Consider the following 17,247-nt stretch of genomic DNA (forward strand, 5'->3'; position numbering starts at 1 on the left):
GACAAGGCGGCACAGATCCGGGTTGCCGATGAGGTCTTCGGCGGCACCGGCGGCGAGCGCTTCGTCGAAATGCTCGACCGGGGCGAGGCCAGCATTGCCGCGGTGATGAAGCGCGCCTCGGTGCTCACCGAAGAACAGATCGCGCAGGCCGATGAGCTCGACCGGCGCTATACCGCGCTCACGGCGAGCCTGCATCGCGGCTGGCAACAGGCGGCACTCGGCGCCGCCGACTTTGTGGCCCAGGTGCTCAATATCCAGACCGAGACCGACAATCTCGCCGCCTCTGACCTCTTTCGCAACCGCTTGCAGGCACCGCAGATCCTCGGGCCGGACGTTGACGGTGCGTTGAAGGACAACGGGCAGGCGGTGGCAGACAATGCCGAAGCCATTTCCGATTTGCTGAGCCTTTACGAGAGCTTCGGGGCCGAAGCTGACAGGCTCGCACCGATCCTGAGCCGCTTCGGTGGTGAGCTGAACCGCATGGGCGAGACCGCGGCCGGGCAGAGCTTGCAGGATGTGGCCCTCTCGATGCAGAGCCTCACCGGCAAGCTCGATGCAGGCGAGATCAGCGCGGGTGACTTCGAGCGGCAGATGCGGGCGCTGATCGAAGAGGCGCAATCGGCCTTCCGCGCGCTCGGTGACATTGACGATGCGCGCTTTGCCAAGGTCATTGACCGGCTGGGCGGGCTCTGGACCGCGCTTGAGGCGCTGCGCACGAAGGCGGCAGAGCTGCGCAACACCCTGCCGGGCGGGGGGCCTGCGCTCGGTGACACGCGCGCCGAGGCGATTGCCGAGGCTCGTTCGGGCAGCTATGCGCAAAGCAGCCCCTATGTGCTCGACAGCTCCCCCCGCCCGAAACAGCCGCCGCCGCTTCTGGGCGAAACAGGCCCCGAGCCCGGTGCGGGCAAGCGCGGTGGCGGGCGCGGTGCCGATGACTTCGCCCGCGTCGTCGCCGACCTTGAACGCGAGAAAGCCGCCCTTGATGCCGAAGCCGCTGCGCTGATCGCGTCTGCCGCTGCCGGGCGTGATTATGCCGATGCGGTGGAACTGGCCCGCACCCGTGCCGAACTCCTGACCGCAGCCGAGCGCGAGGGCAAGGCGATCACGCCCGAGCTGAGCGCGCAGGTTGATCAGCTCGCGCAAAGCTATGTGGCGGCAGGCAACCGCGCCGAAGCGGCGGCAGACAAGCTCAAGCGGATCGACGAAGCGGGCAAACGCGGGGCCGCGACATTGACCGACCTCTTCACCGGCGTTCTCGAAGGTTCCATGAGCGCCGAAGAAGCGCTCGGGCAACTTCTCCTGAAGCTCGCCGAGGTGCAATTCGAACGCGCGATGACGGGGCTCTTCACCGGCGCCTTGGGCGGCTTTGGCACATGGCTCGGCGGGGCGCTCGGCTTTGCCTCGGGTGGATATACCGGCGACGGCGGCAAGCTGGAACCGGCGGGCATCGTTCACCGGGGCGAGTTCGTCATGTCGAAGGCCGCAACCGCGCGTCTGGGCGTTGGCAACCTAGACGCCCTGCACAGTGCTGCCCTTCGCGGTTACAGCGACGGCGGCTTTGTCGGGGGTTCGGCACCGAAGGCGATGGGGGCGCTCGGTAAGGCCACGGCCGCGCCAGTAATCACGCTCAACAATGCGGTGACGGTGAACGCGAGCGGCGGCACGCCCGAAGCGAATGCCGACCTCGCCCGGCAAGTGGCAGATCAGACCGAGCGGGCGATGCGCGCCGTTGTGGCCGAAGAGATCATGCGTCAGATGCGCCCCGGCGGCATGATGCGCTGAGACTCCACAGGAGCGCCGTGGAGCGCGTTCTTCCTCCCGCGGGCAGGTTGGGCCGGAACGGGGCATGAGGTGACTCAGAAACCCCTCTCTGAGTCTCTGGCGGTGCTGCGGAGGCAGGGACCGGGAACGGGTGTTTCAGCCGAGGGAGAGAAGCGGGCGCAGCCCGCGAACGACCGGGGAAGGGAAGCATGTCAGCATTCCTTTCCGCGGTTTCCTATTTTGGTCCAAATATTATTTGTTGAGTAAATTAGAATACGAAGCCGCGGAAAGGAATGCTGACACACCTCCGGTTCAAACCTACTTTCCTCGGTTAGGTTTCCCCTTCCTCGGCCGAATTGAGCTTCCTCGGCAAAATCCCCGCACCATCCTCGGTTCGAAAGCACCGCCGCGGCGCCTTCAAAGAAATGCACAGAAACGCTCCGGGGGTGAAGATACCCCTTGAAGCGCTAACCGTTAACTATTATAAGCATGCATGTAACCCTTCCAACGTGAGTTAATCATGACCAATCATATTCGCCTTCCCTCGGAACGTATCGAACAACTGCGCCAGATCGCCGAGGCGAGACACACCACCATTGCCGAAGTGATCGCCGGGTTTGTCCGGTCCGAAATCGCCGCTGGCACGATCCCCGCCGCTGTGCCCGGCATCGACGTTGAAACAGCCGGAACCGAGATCGTCATCAAGGCGAACGGCTTCGAGGCCTCAGTGCCGATGCATGAGGGTCCGACGCTCGCCGACGTGCTGAAAGGCGCAGCCACGCTCTCGACCGATCCCGAGCGTAAGAAGCAATGGCTCGAAGGCCTCGGCGCGCTCTCGGGGGTGCAAGTCAGACGTGCGGGCAACGGCTTGAAGATCGTCTCGCCTTTGACAGGCCAAGTGTTCCCGCTCAACCTCGACGTTGCCGTTGACCTCGGCGAGGAAATCGCACGCCAAACGACCAAATAAGAACAGGGGCGAGCGCGGCAACGCTCCACCCCTGAATATGTCCTTTGATGACCCCTCGAAAATACCATGTGCTCTGACAACACTCAAGCCTCTACCCCGAGTTTGACCCCTTATTCCGGTCAATCTGACAAGGAGATTGAGGCGTGGTTTCGCTGGAAATACCCGAACGGCGCGACCGACAAATCGCCGGGGGCCTATGCGGCCGAACTCTTCAAATCACGACCGAACCGCGACGACCCGACCGGGAAAGATGAGTGGTATTCCCGCCTCACCGGGGCACAACTCGCTATTCTCGACGATGCGAAGCGCGTGAAGGGCGCCGAAAAGGACGAGAAGAAGCGCATCCAGTTTCGGGGCCGATACGATCTGAGCGACGAGGAAAGCCGCAAATACTGGGCGCTTCGTGACTTGCCCCCCGTGGGTGGCAAGATGGTGGAATGGGACCGGGCGCGGGACATGTTGCGAAAACGCAAGAGCGCTGCGCCCCGGAAAAACGCAGACCTCTCGACGATGACACCCGCCGACGCGGAACAGCACCGCCGCAAACAGAACGCCGAGGCCAAGCAACGCTCGCGCGCGAGGAAGAAAGCCGAGCAAGCTGCCGCGGTTCAGTTGGCCCCGGCCACGGCTCTTGCCTCAACGCAAGCCGCGCCGAGCGATGACATCGCCGCGTTACTCGCCATTCTCGACGCCGCCGAGATCGCCGCGGAAAATGATGAAGCCAACCGGAAATAGCTATCAAGCTAGATAGCTAAGTAGCTAATTTAAAATAGAAATTTCTATTGACGCCGGATTCCGGCCCGGTCTAGACTCTGCTTATCGAACCACTTCGGAGCACATGGGATGCCGACATTCATCAACGAAGAGACCTACACCCGCCTTCTGATCGACCTGCGTGAGGCTGCGCGGGCCGGTGATTGGGAAAGCGCCCTCGCCGAAGTTCTCGGTGGGGTGAACGTCCTGCCCGAGGCGTGCCGGGGCGACTTTGTGGGGTGAGAAAAGCGAGCATGCGAGGTTCGCTTGTTCGCGAAAAGACACCAATTTCGAAGCCGGTTGCGGCTCGACCTTTGATTCTAAAGGAGAAAACACCAATAATTTGCCTTCGATTTGCCGTGCGACAACCACTCGAAAAGTGTTTAATAACAGGTTTGCCCCGCGCAGATCAGCGCTGAGCACAAACCGGGACGGGCCGCCCTAGGAAAGCAATGACCCGCCCCTGATCGCAACGTTCGGAAAAGAGGAAAAACATGACCGAACATCTTAAGACGACACCCCTCAAACAGAAGGAAGCCGGTATGGCCCTCGATATCATAAAGAAGCCCAAAGCAGCAACACCTGCCCCGTTCATGATGACCAAAACAATGTTCACCCTGTGGATCAACAAGATCCGCTTGATTGGCGATTTCGATTTCCGTTATCCGAGCGCATACTTGAGTCAAGAACAGCTCGAAGGCCAATCTGATTGGGAAGACGTCGAGATTTATCTCGATACAACCGAGGGCCTTGTGACTGCGCGTCACGAGAAAGACTCAGAGCTGGTATGGGTGACGATCACTCCCCAAGCGCCTTGGTCAAACATCGAAGACGCTATGCACTGGTTGATGAACGAAGCGAAGGCGGCCTGAACACCGGCACCATGAACTTGTTCTCGGGCGGGGTGAAAACCTCGCCCGGCACATAAACGACAATGCGGGCGCTTCGTGTGCCCGCATTTTTCCTTTCCCACCGAACAAGATCGCGACACCGCCCTATAGAGAAAGGGTAATAACCCGAGCGTCCGCATGTCTGCACCCGTCACCCTTTCCGAGCTTCAAAAGATGCACCAGATGGCCGCCGCTCTGGTGGTAGCTGATCCGGTCTATCTGCCGGTCTTCGAGCGTATCGAGCTTGAGCTCGCGGCCTGTCAGGCCAAGGATGATGCGATCAGTCGGGCGCGCGCAATTGCTGCCTGTTACAAGGCGGTTGCTTGAAGCAGCTCTTGCATGTGCTCAAGCGTGGCGCCGTCACCATAGCGCTCGCGCGAGAGGCGATGCCCGAGCAAGTCGCGCCTGATCCTGTCATCAATCCCCGCGGCGAGCATCCGGTCTTCGAATGAGTGACGCAGCGAATAGAGCGTGTGGTCTTCGCTTTCCATGAGCCCGTTTTCACGCAAAAACTTGTTGATCGTAGCGGAAAGGCTGGCGCTGCTCTCCCGGTAGCGCGGAAAGCCCTCTGGGAAGGCGCGCAGGGCCTCAAGCGACACGCCAAGAAGGGGAACGATGCGCTTCGCGTGCTTCGTCTTCACTTGCCGACCTTCCGGCTCAATCGAGATATGCGGGACGTTGTGATTGAGCTTGATTGTCTTCGACGACAGGGCGGCGAGTTCCGAAGGTCGGCATCCCGTGTTGACCATCGCAAGCAGGATCGCGCGCGCCTCGGGGTTCAGCCCGTCCAGCGCACCCGGCGCAAGCAGCTTCTCCTTGATCCATTTCACTGAGAAGGGCGGGCGCTTCTTGGCGTCACCTTCCTTGAAGGCTAGATCAGTGAGCGGCAGCACGAGGCCGAGCCGCTTCATTCTGTTGACAGTCTTCAATATGTCGCCGAGGTGAATCAGATCCTTGTTTGCGCTGTTGGGTGTCAGCTCTTCTTCTTCGAGCCGTTCCATCCACCAGTTGCGGAAGTCGAGCATGTCGTCGCCGCTGATTTCGTGAATCGCTTTGTCACCGATGACCGCGATGAAGTTCTTCACGGCCTTGATCCTCGGGTTCTTCCAGCGCCGAAGCTGATCTTCGGACTTGCCAAGGGTCTTGTCCTTCGCGAGATTCCAGTAAAGCTCAAGTGCCTTACTCACCGAGAGCGCAGGGGTTGGTTCTGCGCCAAGCAGCGCGGCGGCATCGCGCATGTCCGGCGCCGTGGGTTTGTCCTTGAAACCGCCGACTTCCGCGAAGCGATCCCGCAGCTCTTCGAGCGGAAGCTTCGCGACCTGATCGGCCCGCATATAACGAAAGCCACGCGCCTCGGCCAAGTCGCGGGCGGCCTCAAAACGCGCCGCTGCATCCGTGGTGTCGCCCGCGAGCTTCGCTTCCCAGCCCGCAACCATCTGTTCCCAGGTTGCGGCCTCTTTCGTCTGCGCGACCGCGCGGGAATCCGTGTGCAGGCTCACCCATATGAACTCTCGCGGTTCAACCGACGCGTAACGTTTCGGGACGCGCCGATAGAGGTGCAAGGTTCCCTTCACCGAGCCGCCGCGAGTCTTGATCGCCATGATGTGCCCCTGAATGCTTCGGGGCGAGTGTAGCACAAAGTGTAATGCAAAATGTATAGCAAAAAGCGCCGGCGGGCACGAGTGCAAATCAAAAACCCCCTGAATATCAAGGGGTTACCGGACTTCAAATGATTGTGAATGGCGGAGACGAAGGGATTCGAACCCTCGAGACGGTTTCCCGCCTGCACCCTTAGCAGGGGTGTGCCTTCGACCACTCGGCCACGTCTCCGTCGATCCGTATATGCGGCAAGTCCCGGCAGAACAAGCGCCTTTTTACTGTGGCCGGAGGCCGCAGGCAAAGCGCAGGGTGTTTGATCCCCTGATCGAGGAAACGATCCATTCACTGGACTGGATTGACGCCCTCCGGGACAGGGGCGTCGCGACTGCGCCGCGTCCCCTCACGCTCTCCGAGATGCACAATGGCCAATCACATGCCACGACCGAGGCGTCGAGCGGGAAGCGCGGCATCACTCAAATCCGGTTCACGGCGTGGATGGGGTTGAGTTGACCTGGCCTCACCGGGCCAAAGCCCCTCACCCCTCTGCAGGTCTCAGGCCATCTGCCGCATGGCCTGCAAATCGGGCACTGGGGAGTGCCGGTCGACCGGCGGCATCCGCGCCGGGTTCTTCACGACCCTCCAGCGCTTCCGCTGCCGCCCCGGGGCGTCGTGAGTGGTCGTGACAACGTCGAGGCTGGCCTGCCTGCAGCCGCTCTGCCACCGCCCCCGTTGGCACTGGCCGCGCGCTATTTGAAGTTGCGGCTGTCCTTGATCTGGTCCCAGGCCCAGACAACTTGCTGCAGAAGTTCTTCCTGAGACCGGTCGCCACCGTTCATGTCGGGATGCAGCACCTTGATCAACGCCTTGTAACTTGCGCGGATCTCGGTCTTCGTCATCGTGTCCTTCGCCTCGAGGATCTCGAGCGCGCGTCGCTCGGTCGGTGGCAGCTTGCGCCCCACCGCGGCACGGCCCGGGTTCTGCGTCGCATTCTGCCCCAGAAGTTCCATCGGATCGGTGATGCCATGGCGCGCCCACCCCATCTCTTCCTTCGAGCGCCCGAAAGGCTTGGTGGGGCGCTCCCAGACATTGGCATTGTCGAGGAAGGCCTGAAATTCCTCCTCGCTCTGCCCCTGGAAATAGTTCCACTTCAGGTTGTACTCGCGCACGTGATCCTTGCAGAACCAGAAATAGTCATCGAGCACTTTCGGGCTCTTGGGGGCGCGATACTGGCCCGGCTCGTTGCAATCGGGATGATCGCATTTGCGCGTCGAGGTCTCGAATGCGCCCGACATGCCGCGTTTGCCCTTGGTGCGGCGCTGCTTGTCGGCAGCCGCGGAGATGTTGAAGCCGAAGGGGTCGGTCTTGCTCATGGGGCCTCGCGCATTCTCATCCTCGGCATCGCTTCTTGCGGCAACGGACCGACTCGGGGGGGAGAGGATAGAGCATTTGCCGCGAAGGCCAAGAGGCAAACTGCCCCTGGGCCTCTCCCGGACGCCGCAACGCTGCACAAGCAAGGATTTTCTGCCGCATCGCAGCAAAATATTTTGTTTACAGCCCGCTTGGGTCGGTTAACCTGCCCGCATCCGGGGGGGAGGCCGGTTCGCCGGACCCCGGGGAACGTCGCGAAACAGACGACTGGGAGGATATATTTACATGGATCGTCGCACCTTCATCCGGAAGGGCGCGCTCGGCACTGTTGCCGCCGCCGCCGGAACTGCTCTTGCCGCCCCCGCCATCGCGCAGGAGAGCCCGACCGTCACCTGGCGGCTCACCTCGTCCTTCCCGAAATCGCTCGATACGATCTATGGCGCAGCCGAGACGATGGCGAATTACGTGCGCGGCATGACCGACGGGAAATTCAACATCCAGGTGTTCGCGGGCGGCGAGATCGTGCCGGGGCTGCAGGCGATGGATGCGGTCTCTTCGGGCACGGTCGAGGCCTGCCACACCTGCTCTTATTACTACTGGGGCAAGGATCCGACCTTCGCCTTCGGCACTGCCGTGCCTTTCGGGCTCAACATGCGGATGCAGAACGCCTGGTTCTACTATGGCGGCGGCAACGACCTGATGAACGAATTCTATGCGGGCTACAAGGTCACCGCGCTGCCCTGCGGCAATACCGGGGCCCAGATGGGCGGCTGGTTCCGCAAGGAAATCAACACGCTTGACGACCTCAAAGGGGTCAAGATGCGGATCGGCGGCTTCGGCGGCAAGGTGCTGGAACGGCTCGGCGGCGTGCCGCAACAAATCGCGGGCGGCGATATCTACCCGGCGCTGGAAAAAGGCACGATCGACGCCACCGAATGGGTCGGCCCCTATGACGATGAAAAGCTCGGCTTCTACAAGGTCGCGCCCTATTACTATTACCCCGGCTGGTGGGAAGGCGGCGCCTGCCTGCATGCGATGTTCAATGTCGATGCCTATAACGCGCTGCCCGAACCCTACAAGGTGGCGCTCACCGCGGCCTGTCAGGCGGCGAACCAGGATGCGATGGCAAGCTACGACTGGAAAAACCCGACCGCACTGCAATCGCTGATGGCCAATGGCACCCAGCTGCGCCCGTTCAGCCAGGAAGTGCTCGACGGCTGCTTTGCCGCGGCCAACGAAGTCTATGCCGAGTTCGACGCCTCGAACCCCGCCTTCAAGAAGATCCATGACAGCCAATGGGCCTTCCGCAAGGAGGCCTATCTCTGGATGCAGCTGTCGGAATACAATTACGACACCTACATGATGATCCAGCAGCGCAACGGCAAACTCTGAGCCGCGCCCGCGAACCGCCCCCGGAGAAACCTCCGGGGGCTTTTCCTTGCCCGGCGCACTCCCTAGATAGAAGAAAACAAAGGGGGAGACATGCCCGGCATCCTGATCACCGGCGGCGCGAAACGGATTGGCGCGGCGATGGCGCGCGGCTTCGCAGGGGCGGGCTTCCGCGTCATGCTGCATTACCGCGCCTCTCGCACGGAGGCCGCAGATCTCGCTGCCGAGCTGAACCGCGATGGCGAGATCTGCCGTATTGTCGCGGGCGATCTTGCAGATCCGGCCGCGGTGCAGGCGGTGTTCGATGCGGCGGCAAGCTGGCTCGGGCGGGTTGATGTCCTGCTCAACAATGCGTCGAACTTCATGAATGACGATGTCTTCACGCTGAACGATGCGACGATGGATGCGCATTTTGCGGTGAACCTGAAGGCGCCGGTGGCGCTTGCCGCACGACTTGCCGCGCAGGAGATGGACGGCGCCGACGGGCTGGTGATCAACATGCTCGACAACAAGGTTCTGGCGCTGAACCCGGATTTCTTTTCCTACACTTTGTCGAAAGCGGCGCTCCATGCCGCGACAGAGATGCTGGCGATGCGCTTTGCGGGCGCGCCGCGGGTGAACGGCATCGCTCCCTCGATCACCCTAATCTCCGGCAAGCAGACCCCCGAGAACTTTGAAAAATCAAGCCGCATCAACCCGCTGGCGCGGCAAGTGACGCCCGAAGACCTCGTGCGCGCGGCGCTCTATCTCTGGACGGCGAAAGGGGTGACGGGCACAGTGATCGCGGTCGACGGCGGCCAGTCGCTCTGGCAATTGCCGCGCGACGTGGCCTTTCTGGTCAAGGAAGGATACCTGCATGGCTGAGCTCGTCATCCGCCTGGAAGAACTTGAGATTACAATGTTTCTCGGCATCCATGACTTTGAGCGCGCGCGCCCGCAACGGGTGCTCGTCTCCGCCGAGATCACCGTCACCGGCACCGACTGGACGGCCGGAACATTCTTTGATTACGATCCGGTCGCCGCTTTCATCCGCTCTTTCAACGGCACACGGATCGACACCCAGGAAGAGCTGGTGAGCCGCATCCATGCCTTCGTGCGCGCGCGCGAAGGCGTGGTCCATGCGGCGGTTGCCTCGAAGAAACCCGATGTCTACCCCGATGCAAAGGCGGTGGGCGTGCTGCTGCGTGGCTGAAACGGCCCGCCCGGGGGCTGCTGTTCAGGGATGCAGGCGCTCCGAAGCAAGACCTTAACCTTTCCGGCCCAGAGTCCCGGGCAAGTATGATCAGGGCGAGGGTTTTATGCCGGGGGGATTCGCGGATTTCGAAGCCATTCTGACCGGGTTTCCGGGAGCGATCGCGCTCGTGGAAGCCTCGGGCCGTCTGTGCTGGGCCAATCCGGCCTTCACCCGGCGTTTTGCCGCTGAGATCGACCCTGTCGGGCGGACGCTGGCCGATCTTCTGCCCGAGACATTGCTGCGCCGCCTGATTCCCACTCTTGCGATGACCCCCGGCGGCCCGGCCCGTTTCCGGGTCAGTTGCGAGGATGGCGGGAGCGGGACTTGCCCGCTCGATGTCTCGGTCTGGAGCCTGCCCGCCCCCCCCGAACCCGACTCAGGCGCGGTGCTTTACGCCGTGCAGCTCACCGAGGCGCTCTCCAGCGAGGCCGCCGCCGGAAGGCTCGGCCTTGCCCTCGCCCGCGCCGAGGCGGAACTCGAAGCCGCGCGCGCCGAGGTCGATATTCTGCGCATCTCTTCCGAGGCGAGCGGTGTCGTCGCCTGGCATCGCTTTCCGGAATTCGGCTATGGCGAGATCGGCGCGCATTTCGGCACCATGCTCGGCTATCCCGCCGAGGAACGCATCGATATCACCAAGCTCGCGGAGCTGACCCATCCCGACGATTACGAAATCACCAAAAGCGACTTCCTCGCGATGGTCGATGGCGAGAGCCAGTCTTTTTGCCATGATTTCCGGGTCCGCCGCGCCAATGGCAGCTGGGCCTGGATCACCTCGCGCGGTCAGCGCATCGACCGGAGCGATCAGGGTCTGCCGGTGATGATGTGCGGCGCGCTCACCGATATCAGTGACCGCAAGGACAGCGAGGCCTGGGTGCTCGAGGCCTTTGCCGAGGCACAGGAGGCGCGCGACGCCGCCGCGGGAAGCGCCGAGATGATGCGCACCGCGATCCTGTGTGGCGAGATCGCCGTCTGGACGCTCTGCCCCGACCTCGGCGAATCCTGGCTGCCTGACGAGGGCTATCAGTTGCTCGGCTACAAGCCGGGGGCTTTCATCCCGGATCATGCCGGCTGGCAAAGCCTGTTTCACCCGGAGGACCGCGACGAGTCGATTGCCCAGATGCGCGCGCTGGTCTCTGGCGAGAGCACGGTTTACGCGGTCGAGCACCGGCTGCGCCATGGCGACGGCAGCTACCACTGGTATCGGATCGTCGCGCGCAAGATCGACCGCTCCGCGCGCGGCCTGCCCTATCTCATCTCTGGCGCGACGACCTGCATCGACCGGGTCAAGGAAAACGAGCGCCGCTTGTCGGAAGCGCTCGCCGATGCGCAACAAAGCCGCGCGCTCGCCGAGGAACGGTCCGAACTGCTGCGCACCTCGGCAATCTGTGCCGGAATCGGCCATTTCTCGATCTGCCCCGAAACCGGCGAGGGCTGGACCGCGGACGAGACCTATCAGCTCTTCGGATTCGCGCCGGGCACTTTCCCATCGACCGAGGCCGGCTGGCGCGCGCTGATCCATCCCGACGACTTGCCCGAAGCGATCAAGCAGGCCGAGGCGATGAAAGCAGGTTGCTCGGACCTTTACTCGCATGATCACCGCAGGCGCCATGCTGACGGCAGCTGGCACTGGTATCGCGCAGTGGCCCGCAAAATCGACCGCACCGATCAGGGCCTGCCCTATCTGCTCTCCGGCGCAATCATCAATATCGACGCGGTGAAAGAGAACGAGCGCCGCCTCGCCGATGCCGCCACCCAGGCCGAAGAGGCGCGCGCCCGGCTCGACAATCTGGCCGACAACGCCCCCGGCGCACTGTTCGAATACCGTCGCGATGCCTCGGGCGCGGCGGCGCTGCCCTATTTTTCGGCCAAGCTGCCCCTTATGCTTGGGGTCAACGCACGCGATCTGATCGCCGACGCGAGCACGATCTATACGCATATGACCGAGGAGCATCGGGCGCAGATCCGCGAAATGATGGAGGTCTCGCAGCAACGTAACAGCAGCGCGATGGCCCGGTTCGCAATCGACCACCCGCAACACGGGCGGCGCTGGCTCGCGGTTCTCGCCCAGCCCTATTCGCAATCCGATGCGGCAACGATCTGGTTCGGCAACCTGCTCGATGTCACCGAGCAGGTGGCGATCGAGGAACGCGCCCGGAGCGCCGCCGAGGAGCTGCGCCGGGTACACGACCGGATGATGACGATGGCCGAGCATGCCCCCGGCGCGATTTTCGAGCTGCGTCGCCTGCCCACAGGGGCGCTGACCTTCGCCTTCTTCTCCCGCGTGCTGCCCGAACTTCTCGGCGTGAACCCGACCGATCTCAAGGCCGACATGAACGTGCTGTTCACCCATTTCCCGATCGAGGATCTTGAGCGCGCGCAGGAGGCGATAGACCAGTCTGCCCGGACGATGACGCGGTTCGAGCTCGAACACCGGATCGACCATCCCGAACGCGGCTTGCGCTGGATCCATGTCTCGGCGCAGCCCTTCGCCCGGCCCGACGGCACGATCGTCTGGTATGGCAATACGATGGATGTCACCGAGCGGGTCGAGACCGAGAAGCGCGCGGGCGAGGCGGCCGATGCGGTTCGACATGCGCTCGAACGGCTCGCCTGGATCGCCTCGATCGCGCCGGCCGGGCTTTACGAATTCAAGCGCGCGGCTGACGGCTCCACATCGATCCCCTATGCCAGCCCCTATTTCGAAGAGTTGATGGGGCTTGGCTATGGCTTCTTCCAGCAGAACCGCTCTGCCGAAGAGGTTTTTGCCAATGTGCATCCGGACGATCTGGATGATTTCATCGGCGCGCAAGGGCTGACGGCGACCAAAATGGAATTCTGGAACCAGCGGTTCCGCGTCGAACACCCGAGCCGAGGCGAGATCTGGCTGGCCAATTCCGCCACCCCGCGTCGGCTTGAGGACGGTGCGGTGGTCTGGACCGGCGCCCTGCATGATGTCACCCAGGACGTGCGCCGCGAGGCGGAGCTGCGCTCGGCGCATCTGCTTGCCGAAGACATGCGTGCCGAGAACGAGCGTCAGGCGCTTCATGACGGGCTCACCAGCCTGCCGAACCGGCGCTATTATGACAAGGTGCTCGCGCAGCGCATCGCCGGGGCGCAGGACGGCAGCAAGCGCGATTGCACGCTGATCCGCATCGATCTCGACCATTTCAAATATGTCAACGACACGCTGGGCCATGAGGCAGGCGACATGGTGCTGGTGCGGGTGGCGCAGGCGCTCCGCGAGACGCTCCGGGCCAGCGACTTTGCCGCGCGGATCGGCGGCGACGAGTTTTCCATCGTGCTGCGTTCGGGCAGCTCCCGCGAGGAGGCGCGCGCGATCGTCGAGCGGCTGCAGGCGAAGCTTGGCGAGCCGCTCCTCTTCGAGGGGCGGCAATGCCGGTTCGGCGCCTCCTTCGGCATCGCGCAGACCGAGGATCTGGCGCAGATGGGCTCCGAGATCCAGCTCTTCGCCGATGCGGCGCTCTACCGTGCCAAGAATGCTGGGCGCAACCGGATGGAATTCTTCACGCCCGAGCTGCACACCAACCTGCTGCTTGACCGCCGTCTCGCGGCAGAACTGCAAGAAGGGCTCGACCGCGACGAATTCGTGCCCTTCTTCCAGGCCCAGGTGTCAGCCGAGAACGGCGCGCTGACCGGGGTGGAAACGCTTTTGCGCTGGCACCATCCCGAGCGCGGCCTGCTCGCCCCCGATGCGTTCATGCATGTGGCCGAACAGCTGCGGCTCGTGCCGGAGATCGACCGCGTGATGATGGAGAAATCGCGCGGGGCGCTCGCGCGCTGGCGTGCCCGCGGCCTGCAGGTGCCCAAGATTTCCTTCAACGTCTCGGCCGGGCGGATGAACGACCCTGACGTGGTGCAATCGGCGCGCAGCATGGTCGATGGCGAGACGCGGGTGACTTTCGAGCTTCTCGAATCGATCTTCGTCGAAGAGGAAAGCGAGACCTTCCGGTTCCATCTCGATGCGATCCGCGAGGCCGGCATCGAGATCGAGATCGACGATTTCGGCTCCGGCCATGCCTCGATCATCGGGTTGATGCAAATCGCCCCCTCGGCCCTGAAAATCGACCGACGCATCATCGCCCCGGTGGCGCGCGATTCGCGCGCGGCGAACCTCGTGCGCGCGATCATCGAGATCGCCGAGACGTTGGGCATCGGCACGGTGGCCGAGGGCGTGGAGACCGAGGCGCAAGCCTCGGTGCTGCGCGAACTCGGCTGCGATATCTTACAGGGCTATTTGTTCTCGATGCCCCTTTCGGCCGATGATTTCGCGCGTCGGCAAGGAGTTACCTGGCTACCAGGCCCGGAAGGCCTCCCGCAGGCACGGCGGAGCTCCTGAGCCGCCGCTTGGCTCTTGCGGCGTGGACAGCCCGGGCCGAGGCGGCAAATGCCAGGCGCGAACACGGGTTTGCGGGCGGGCATATCTTCACGGCCTGATCGGGCCCGATGAAAAGGCCCCGTCCATGCGGACAAGGGGCAGCAATGGGCCGAGCACATTGATCAGCTCGAAGCCTTCGCAACGGGCGGTTTGCCGATGTGAGGTTGCGGCATTGCATCCGCAGCAATCGGTGACATCTGACGTTCGTACGGCCGGCTGTGGACAGCGCATTGCGCAGGATGCGGACGCAGCTTGTTCGAAAACGCAGCTGGCGCGACCAATGCAATGCGTCCTGAACCGCCGGATGAGAGCATGGTGGCACCGCATCGCGGGGAATTGCCAATAGCTCACCTAATGCAGCGATGGTGAACATTCTCCTTTGCGGGAGCCTGCGGCTTGCCCTTAGCTGATCGAGAAAACGGGCGTGTCCGCCGCAGCCCGATCCATCAGGGAGACGAACCATGCCGCCAAGGATGCGCCTAGAGGGCATCTACACCCCCGTCATCACACCATTTTCTGCCGCAGGCGAGATCGACTATGACGCCTTGGCCGAGCTGGTCGAACGGCTCGTTGGCGCGGGGGTGCATGGGCTCATCTCGGGCGGGTCCACCGGCGAGAACTATGCCGAAACGGTCGAGGAACGTCTGGCCATCGCCCGCTTCGTGACCGAGCGCGCCAAGGGGCGGCTGCCGGTCATCATCGGCACGGGGGCGATGCGCACGCCCGATTCGATCGCGCTGGCCGCGGGCGCGCGCGAGATGGGGGCGGATGCGATCTTGCTGGGCAGCCCGCCCTATGCGGTGCCGACGGAACGCGAAAACGCGCTCAATGCGCTGGCCATCGACCGCGCCGCGGATCTGCCGATTATTCTTTACAACTACCCGGGTCGGATGTGCGTCGAGATGGGGCGCGATTTCCTTGACCGTGTGGGGCGCTCGCGGAATGTCATCGGCATCAAGGAAAGCTCGGGCGACATCAACCGCTTGCATCTGCTTGCCCGGGATTATCCGCATATCCAGCTGAGCTGCGGCATGGACGATCAGGCGCTTGAATTCTTCGCCTGGGGCGCGCGCAGCTGGATCTGCGCGGGCTCGAACTTCCTGCCCGAAGAGCATATCGCGCTTTACGAAACCTGCGTGGTGCGGGGCGATTTCGCCAAGGGCCGCCGGATCATGTCGGCGATGCTGCCCTTGATGCGCGTGCTCGAACAGGGCGGCAAGTTCATCCAATGCGTCAAGCACGGGGTCGAGACCACCGGGCTTTACGCCGGAGCGATGCGCCCGCCGCTCAAGGGGCTGAACAAGGACGACAAACGCGAACTCGAACAGGTGATCGGGACGCTGAAAACGACCGTCGCCGCGATCCTGAAGGGGAACTGACCATGGCCGATCTCTTGACGCACGAAGACTACCAAGCGCGCGCCGCCAGCCTCGATCTGCCGCAAAACGCCTTCATCGACGGCAGTTTCCGCCCGGCGCTGTCGGGCAAGACCTTCGAGACGCTGAACCCGGCCACGGGCTCCGTTCTTGGCATGATCGCGGCCTGCGGAGCCGAGGATGTCGATTTTGCCGTTTCGAAAGCGCGCGCGGCTTTCGATGACGGGCGCTGGTCAAAACTGCCGCCGGGGGCGCGCAAGGATGTGCTGATCCGTCTGGCCAAGCTGATGACGCGTGATGCCCGTGACCTCGCGGTGATGGAAAGCCTCGACAGCGGCAAGACGATTTATGATTGCGAAACCGTCGATGTGCCCGAGGCGATCCATGTGATCAAATGGCATGCCGAACTGATCGACAAGATCTATGATCAGGTTTCCCCCGCCTCCGACGACCATATCGCGATGATTGTACGCGAGCCGGTGGGGGTGGTCGGCCTCGTGCTGCCGTGGAACTTCCCGCTTCTGATGCTGGCGTGGAAGATCGGCCCGGCGCTGGCCGCGGGCTGTTCGGTCGTGGTGAAGCCTGCCGCCGAAACCACGCTGACGGCGCTGCGCATCGCGGAACTTGCCCATGAGGCCGGTGTGCCGCGCGGCGTTTTCAACGTCGTCACCGGATCGGGCGCCGAGGTGGGCGAGCCGCTGGGCCGTCACCCCGATGTCGACATGGTTTCCTTTACCGGCTCGACCGTCACCGGGCGGCGCTTCCTGCACTATTCGGCGGACAGCAACCTCAAGGAAGTGGTGCTGGAACTGGGCGGCAAGAACCCCTGCATCGTGCTCGATGACGCCGAACATCTGGATGCCGTTGCCGCGCATGTGGTCAATGGCGCGTTCTGGAACATGGGCGAGAATTGCTCCGCGGCCTCGCGACTGATCGTGCAAAAGGGGATCAAGGCGCAGCTGCTGACACGGGTGGCGGAACATCTGCGCGCCTGGGTGGTGGGCGATCCGCTCAACCCGGAAGTGCGGGTGGGGGCGCTGGTGTCCAAGGCGCATTTTGGCAAGGTTTCCGCCTATCTGGAGGCCTGCAAGGCCGAGACTATCCATCTGGGCGGCCAGATCATCGCCGAGGGGTTCATCGAGCCGACCGTGGTTGAAGTGTCCTCATCCACCAGCAAACTGGCCGTCGAGGAAATCTTCGGCCCGGTGCTGACAGTGATCGAAGTGGCCAGTTTCGAGGAAGCCATCGCGGTGGCGAATGCGACCGACTACGGGCTTTGCGCCTCGATCTTCACCGCAAACGGCAAGCGGGCGCTGCGTGGCGCGCGGGCTTTGCGGGCGGGCACGGTGACGGTGAACAGCTTTGGCGAAGGCGACATCACCACGCCGTTTGGCGGCATGAAGCTGTCGGGCTTTGGCGGGCGGGACAATTCCATCCATGCGCATGATCAATATACGCAACTGAAGACGATCTGGCTGGATCTGACCGACCCCGCCGACAGCTCGACCGATTGA

General features: G+C 63.0%; 14 protein-coding genes and 1 tRNA gene. 12 read left to right on the plus strand and 3 right to left on the minus strand.

What is annotated here, in order from left to right; genetic code table 11:
- The 6 genes from CRO22_RS18905 to CRO22_RS14065 form a co-directional block, all read left to right on the plus strand.
- On the plus strand, positions 1 to 1,782 hold a 1,782-nt coding region (locus CRO22_RS18905), incomplete at its 5' end, for a phage tail tape measure protein (protein ID WP_097070798.1).
- Positions 1,783 to 2,281: 499 nt separating this feature from the next.
- Complete coding sequence (locus tag CRO22_RS14050) at positions 2,282 to 2,728, plus strand: hypothetical protein (protein WP_097070799.1); 447 nt, start codon at positions 2,282 to 2,284, stop codon at positions 2,726 to 2,728.
- 66 nt (positions 2,729 to 2,794) lie between these two features.
- Complete coding sequence (locus tag CRO22_RS14055; RefSeq protein ID WP_141399450.1) at positions 2,795 to 3,463, plus strand: hypothetical protein; 669 nt, start codon at positions 2,795 to 2,797, stop codon at positions 3,461 to 3,463.
- A gap of 108 nt (positions 3,464 to 3,571) precedes the next feature.
- Positions 3,572 to 3,724, plus strand: coding sequence for a hypothetical protein (locus CRO22_RS18910; protein WP_176518654.1), 153 nt, complete (start codon positions 3,572 to 3,574; stop codon positions 3,722 to 3,724).
- A gap of 251 nt (positions 3,725 to 3,975) precedes the next feature.
- Positions 3,976 to 4,353 (plus strand): hypothetical protein, encoded by a 378-nt coding sequence (locus tag CRO22_RS14060; RefSeq protein WP_097070801.1) that lies wholly within the window; start codon positions 3,976 to 3,978, stop codon positions 4,351 to 4,353.
- A 156-nt stretch (positions 4,354 to 4,509) separates the two neighbouring features.
- Positions 4,510 to 4,698: a hypothetical protein gene (locus CRO22_RS14065; RefSeq protein WP_097070802.1), complete on the plus strand. Its 189-nt coding sequence runs from the start codon at positions 4,510 to 4,512 to the stop codon at positions 4,696 to 4,698.
- Here the strand turns inward: CRO22_RS14065 and CRO22_RS14070 are convergent.
- The 3 genes from CRO22_RS14070 to CRO22_RS14085 all read right to left on the minus strand — a co-directional run bounded on the left by CRO22_RS14070 (position 4,680) and on the right by CRO22_RS14085 (position 7,340).
- On the minus strand, positions 4,680 to 5,972 hold the full coding sequence (locus tag CRO22_RS14070; RefSeq protein ID WP_097070803.1) for a tyrosine-type recombinase/integrase: 1,293 nt from the start codon (positions 5,970 to 5,972) through the stop codon (positions 4,680 to 4,682). The two genes, CRO22_RS14065 and CRO22_RS14070, sit on opposite strands and share 19 nt — an antisense overlap.
- A 139-nt stretch (positions 5,973 to 6,111) precedes the next feature.
- Positions 6,112 to 6,201 (minus strand) — tRNA-Ser (locus CRO22_RS14075).
- A 515-nt stretch (positions 6,202 to 6,716) separates the two neighbouring features.
- Positions 6,717 to 7,340 (minus strand): J domain-containing protein, encoded by a 624-nt coding sequence (locus CRO22_RS14085; protein WP_097070805.1) that lies wholly within the window; start codon positions 7,338 to 7,340, stop codon positions 6,717 to 6,719.
- A 283-nt stretch (positions 7,341 to 7,623) separates the two neighbouring features.
- On the opposite strand from CRO22_RS14085, the gene CRO22_RS14090 reads away from it, so the two are divergent.
- The 6 genes from CRO22_RS14090 to CRO22_RS14115 all read left to right on the plus strand — a co-directional run bounded on the left by CRO22_RS14090 (position 7,624) and on the right by CRO22_RS14115 (position 17,247).
- Entirely contained in the window at positions 7,624 to 8,730 is a 1,107-nt protein-coding gene (locus CRO22_RS14090) for a TRAP transporter substrate-binding protein (RefSeq protein WP_097070806.1), read from the plus strand.
- A 90-nt stretch (positions 8,731 to 8,820) separates the two neighbouring features.
- On the plus strand, positions 8,821 to 9,591 hold the full coding sequence (locus tag CRO22_RS14095; protein WP_097070807.1) for an SDR family oxidoreductase: 771 nt from the start codon (positions 8,821 to 8,823) through the stop codon (positions 9,589 to 9,591).
- Positions 9,584 to 9,919: a dihydroneopterin aldolase gene (locus CRO22_RS14100; protein WP_097070808.1), complete on the plus strand. Its 336-nt coding sequence runs from the start codon at positions 9,584 to 9,586 to the stop codon at positions 9,917 to 9,919. Before CRO22_RS14095 ends, CRO22_RS14100 begins: the two co-directional genes overlap by 8 nt.
- Positions 9,920 to 10,025: 106 nt before the next feature.
- Positions 10,026 to 14,318 (plus strand): PAS domain-containing protein, encoded by a 4,293-nt coding sequence (locus tag CRO22_RS14105; RefSeq protein ID WP_097070809.1) that lies wholly within the window; start codon positions 10,026 to 10,028, stop codon positions 14,316 to 14,318.
- Between the two features lie 500 nt (positions 14,319 to 14,818).
- Positions 14,819 to 15,736: a dihydrodipicolinate synthase family protein gene (locus CRO22_RS14110; RefSeq protein WP_394341497.1), complete on the plus strand. Its 918-nt coding sequence runs from the start codon at positions 14,819 to 14,821 to the stop codon at positions 15,734 to 15,736.
- Positions 15,737 to 15,738: 2 nt separating this feature from the next.
- Complete coding sequence (locus CRO22_RS14115) at positions 15,739 to 17,247, plus strand: aldehyde dehydrogenase (protein WP_097070811.1); 1,509 nt, start codon at positions 15,739 to 15,741, stop codon at positions 17,245 to 17,247.

The sequence above is a fragment of the Rhodobacter maris genome (assembly GCF_900217815.1).
Taxonomy (GTDB): Bacteria; Pseudomonadota; Alphaproteobacteria; order Rhodobacterales; family Rhodobacteraceae; genus Rhodobacter; species Rhodobacter maris.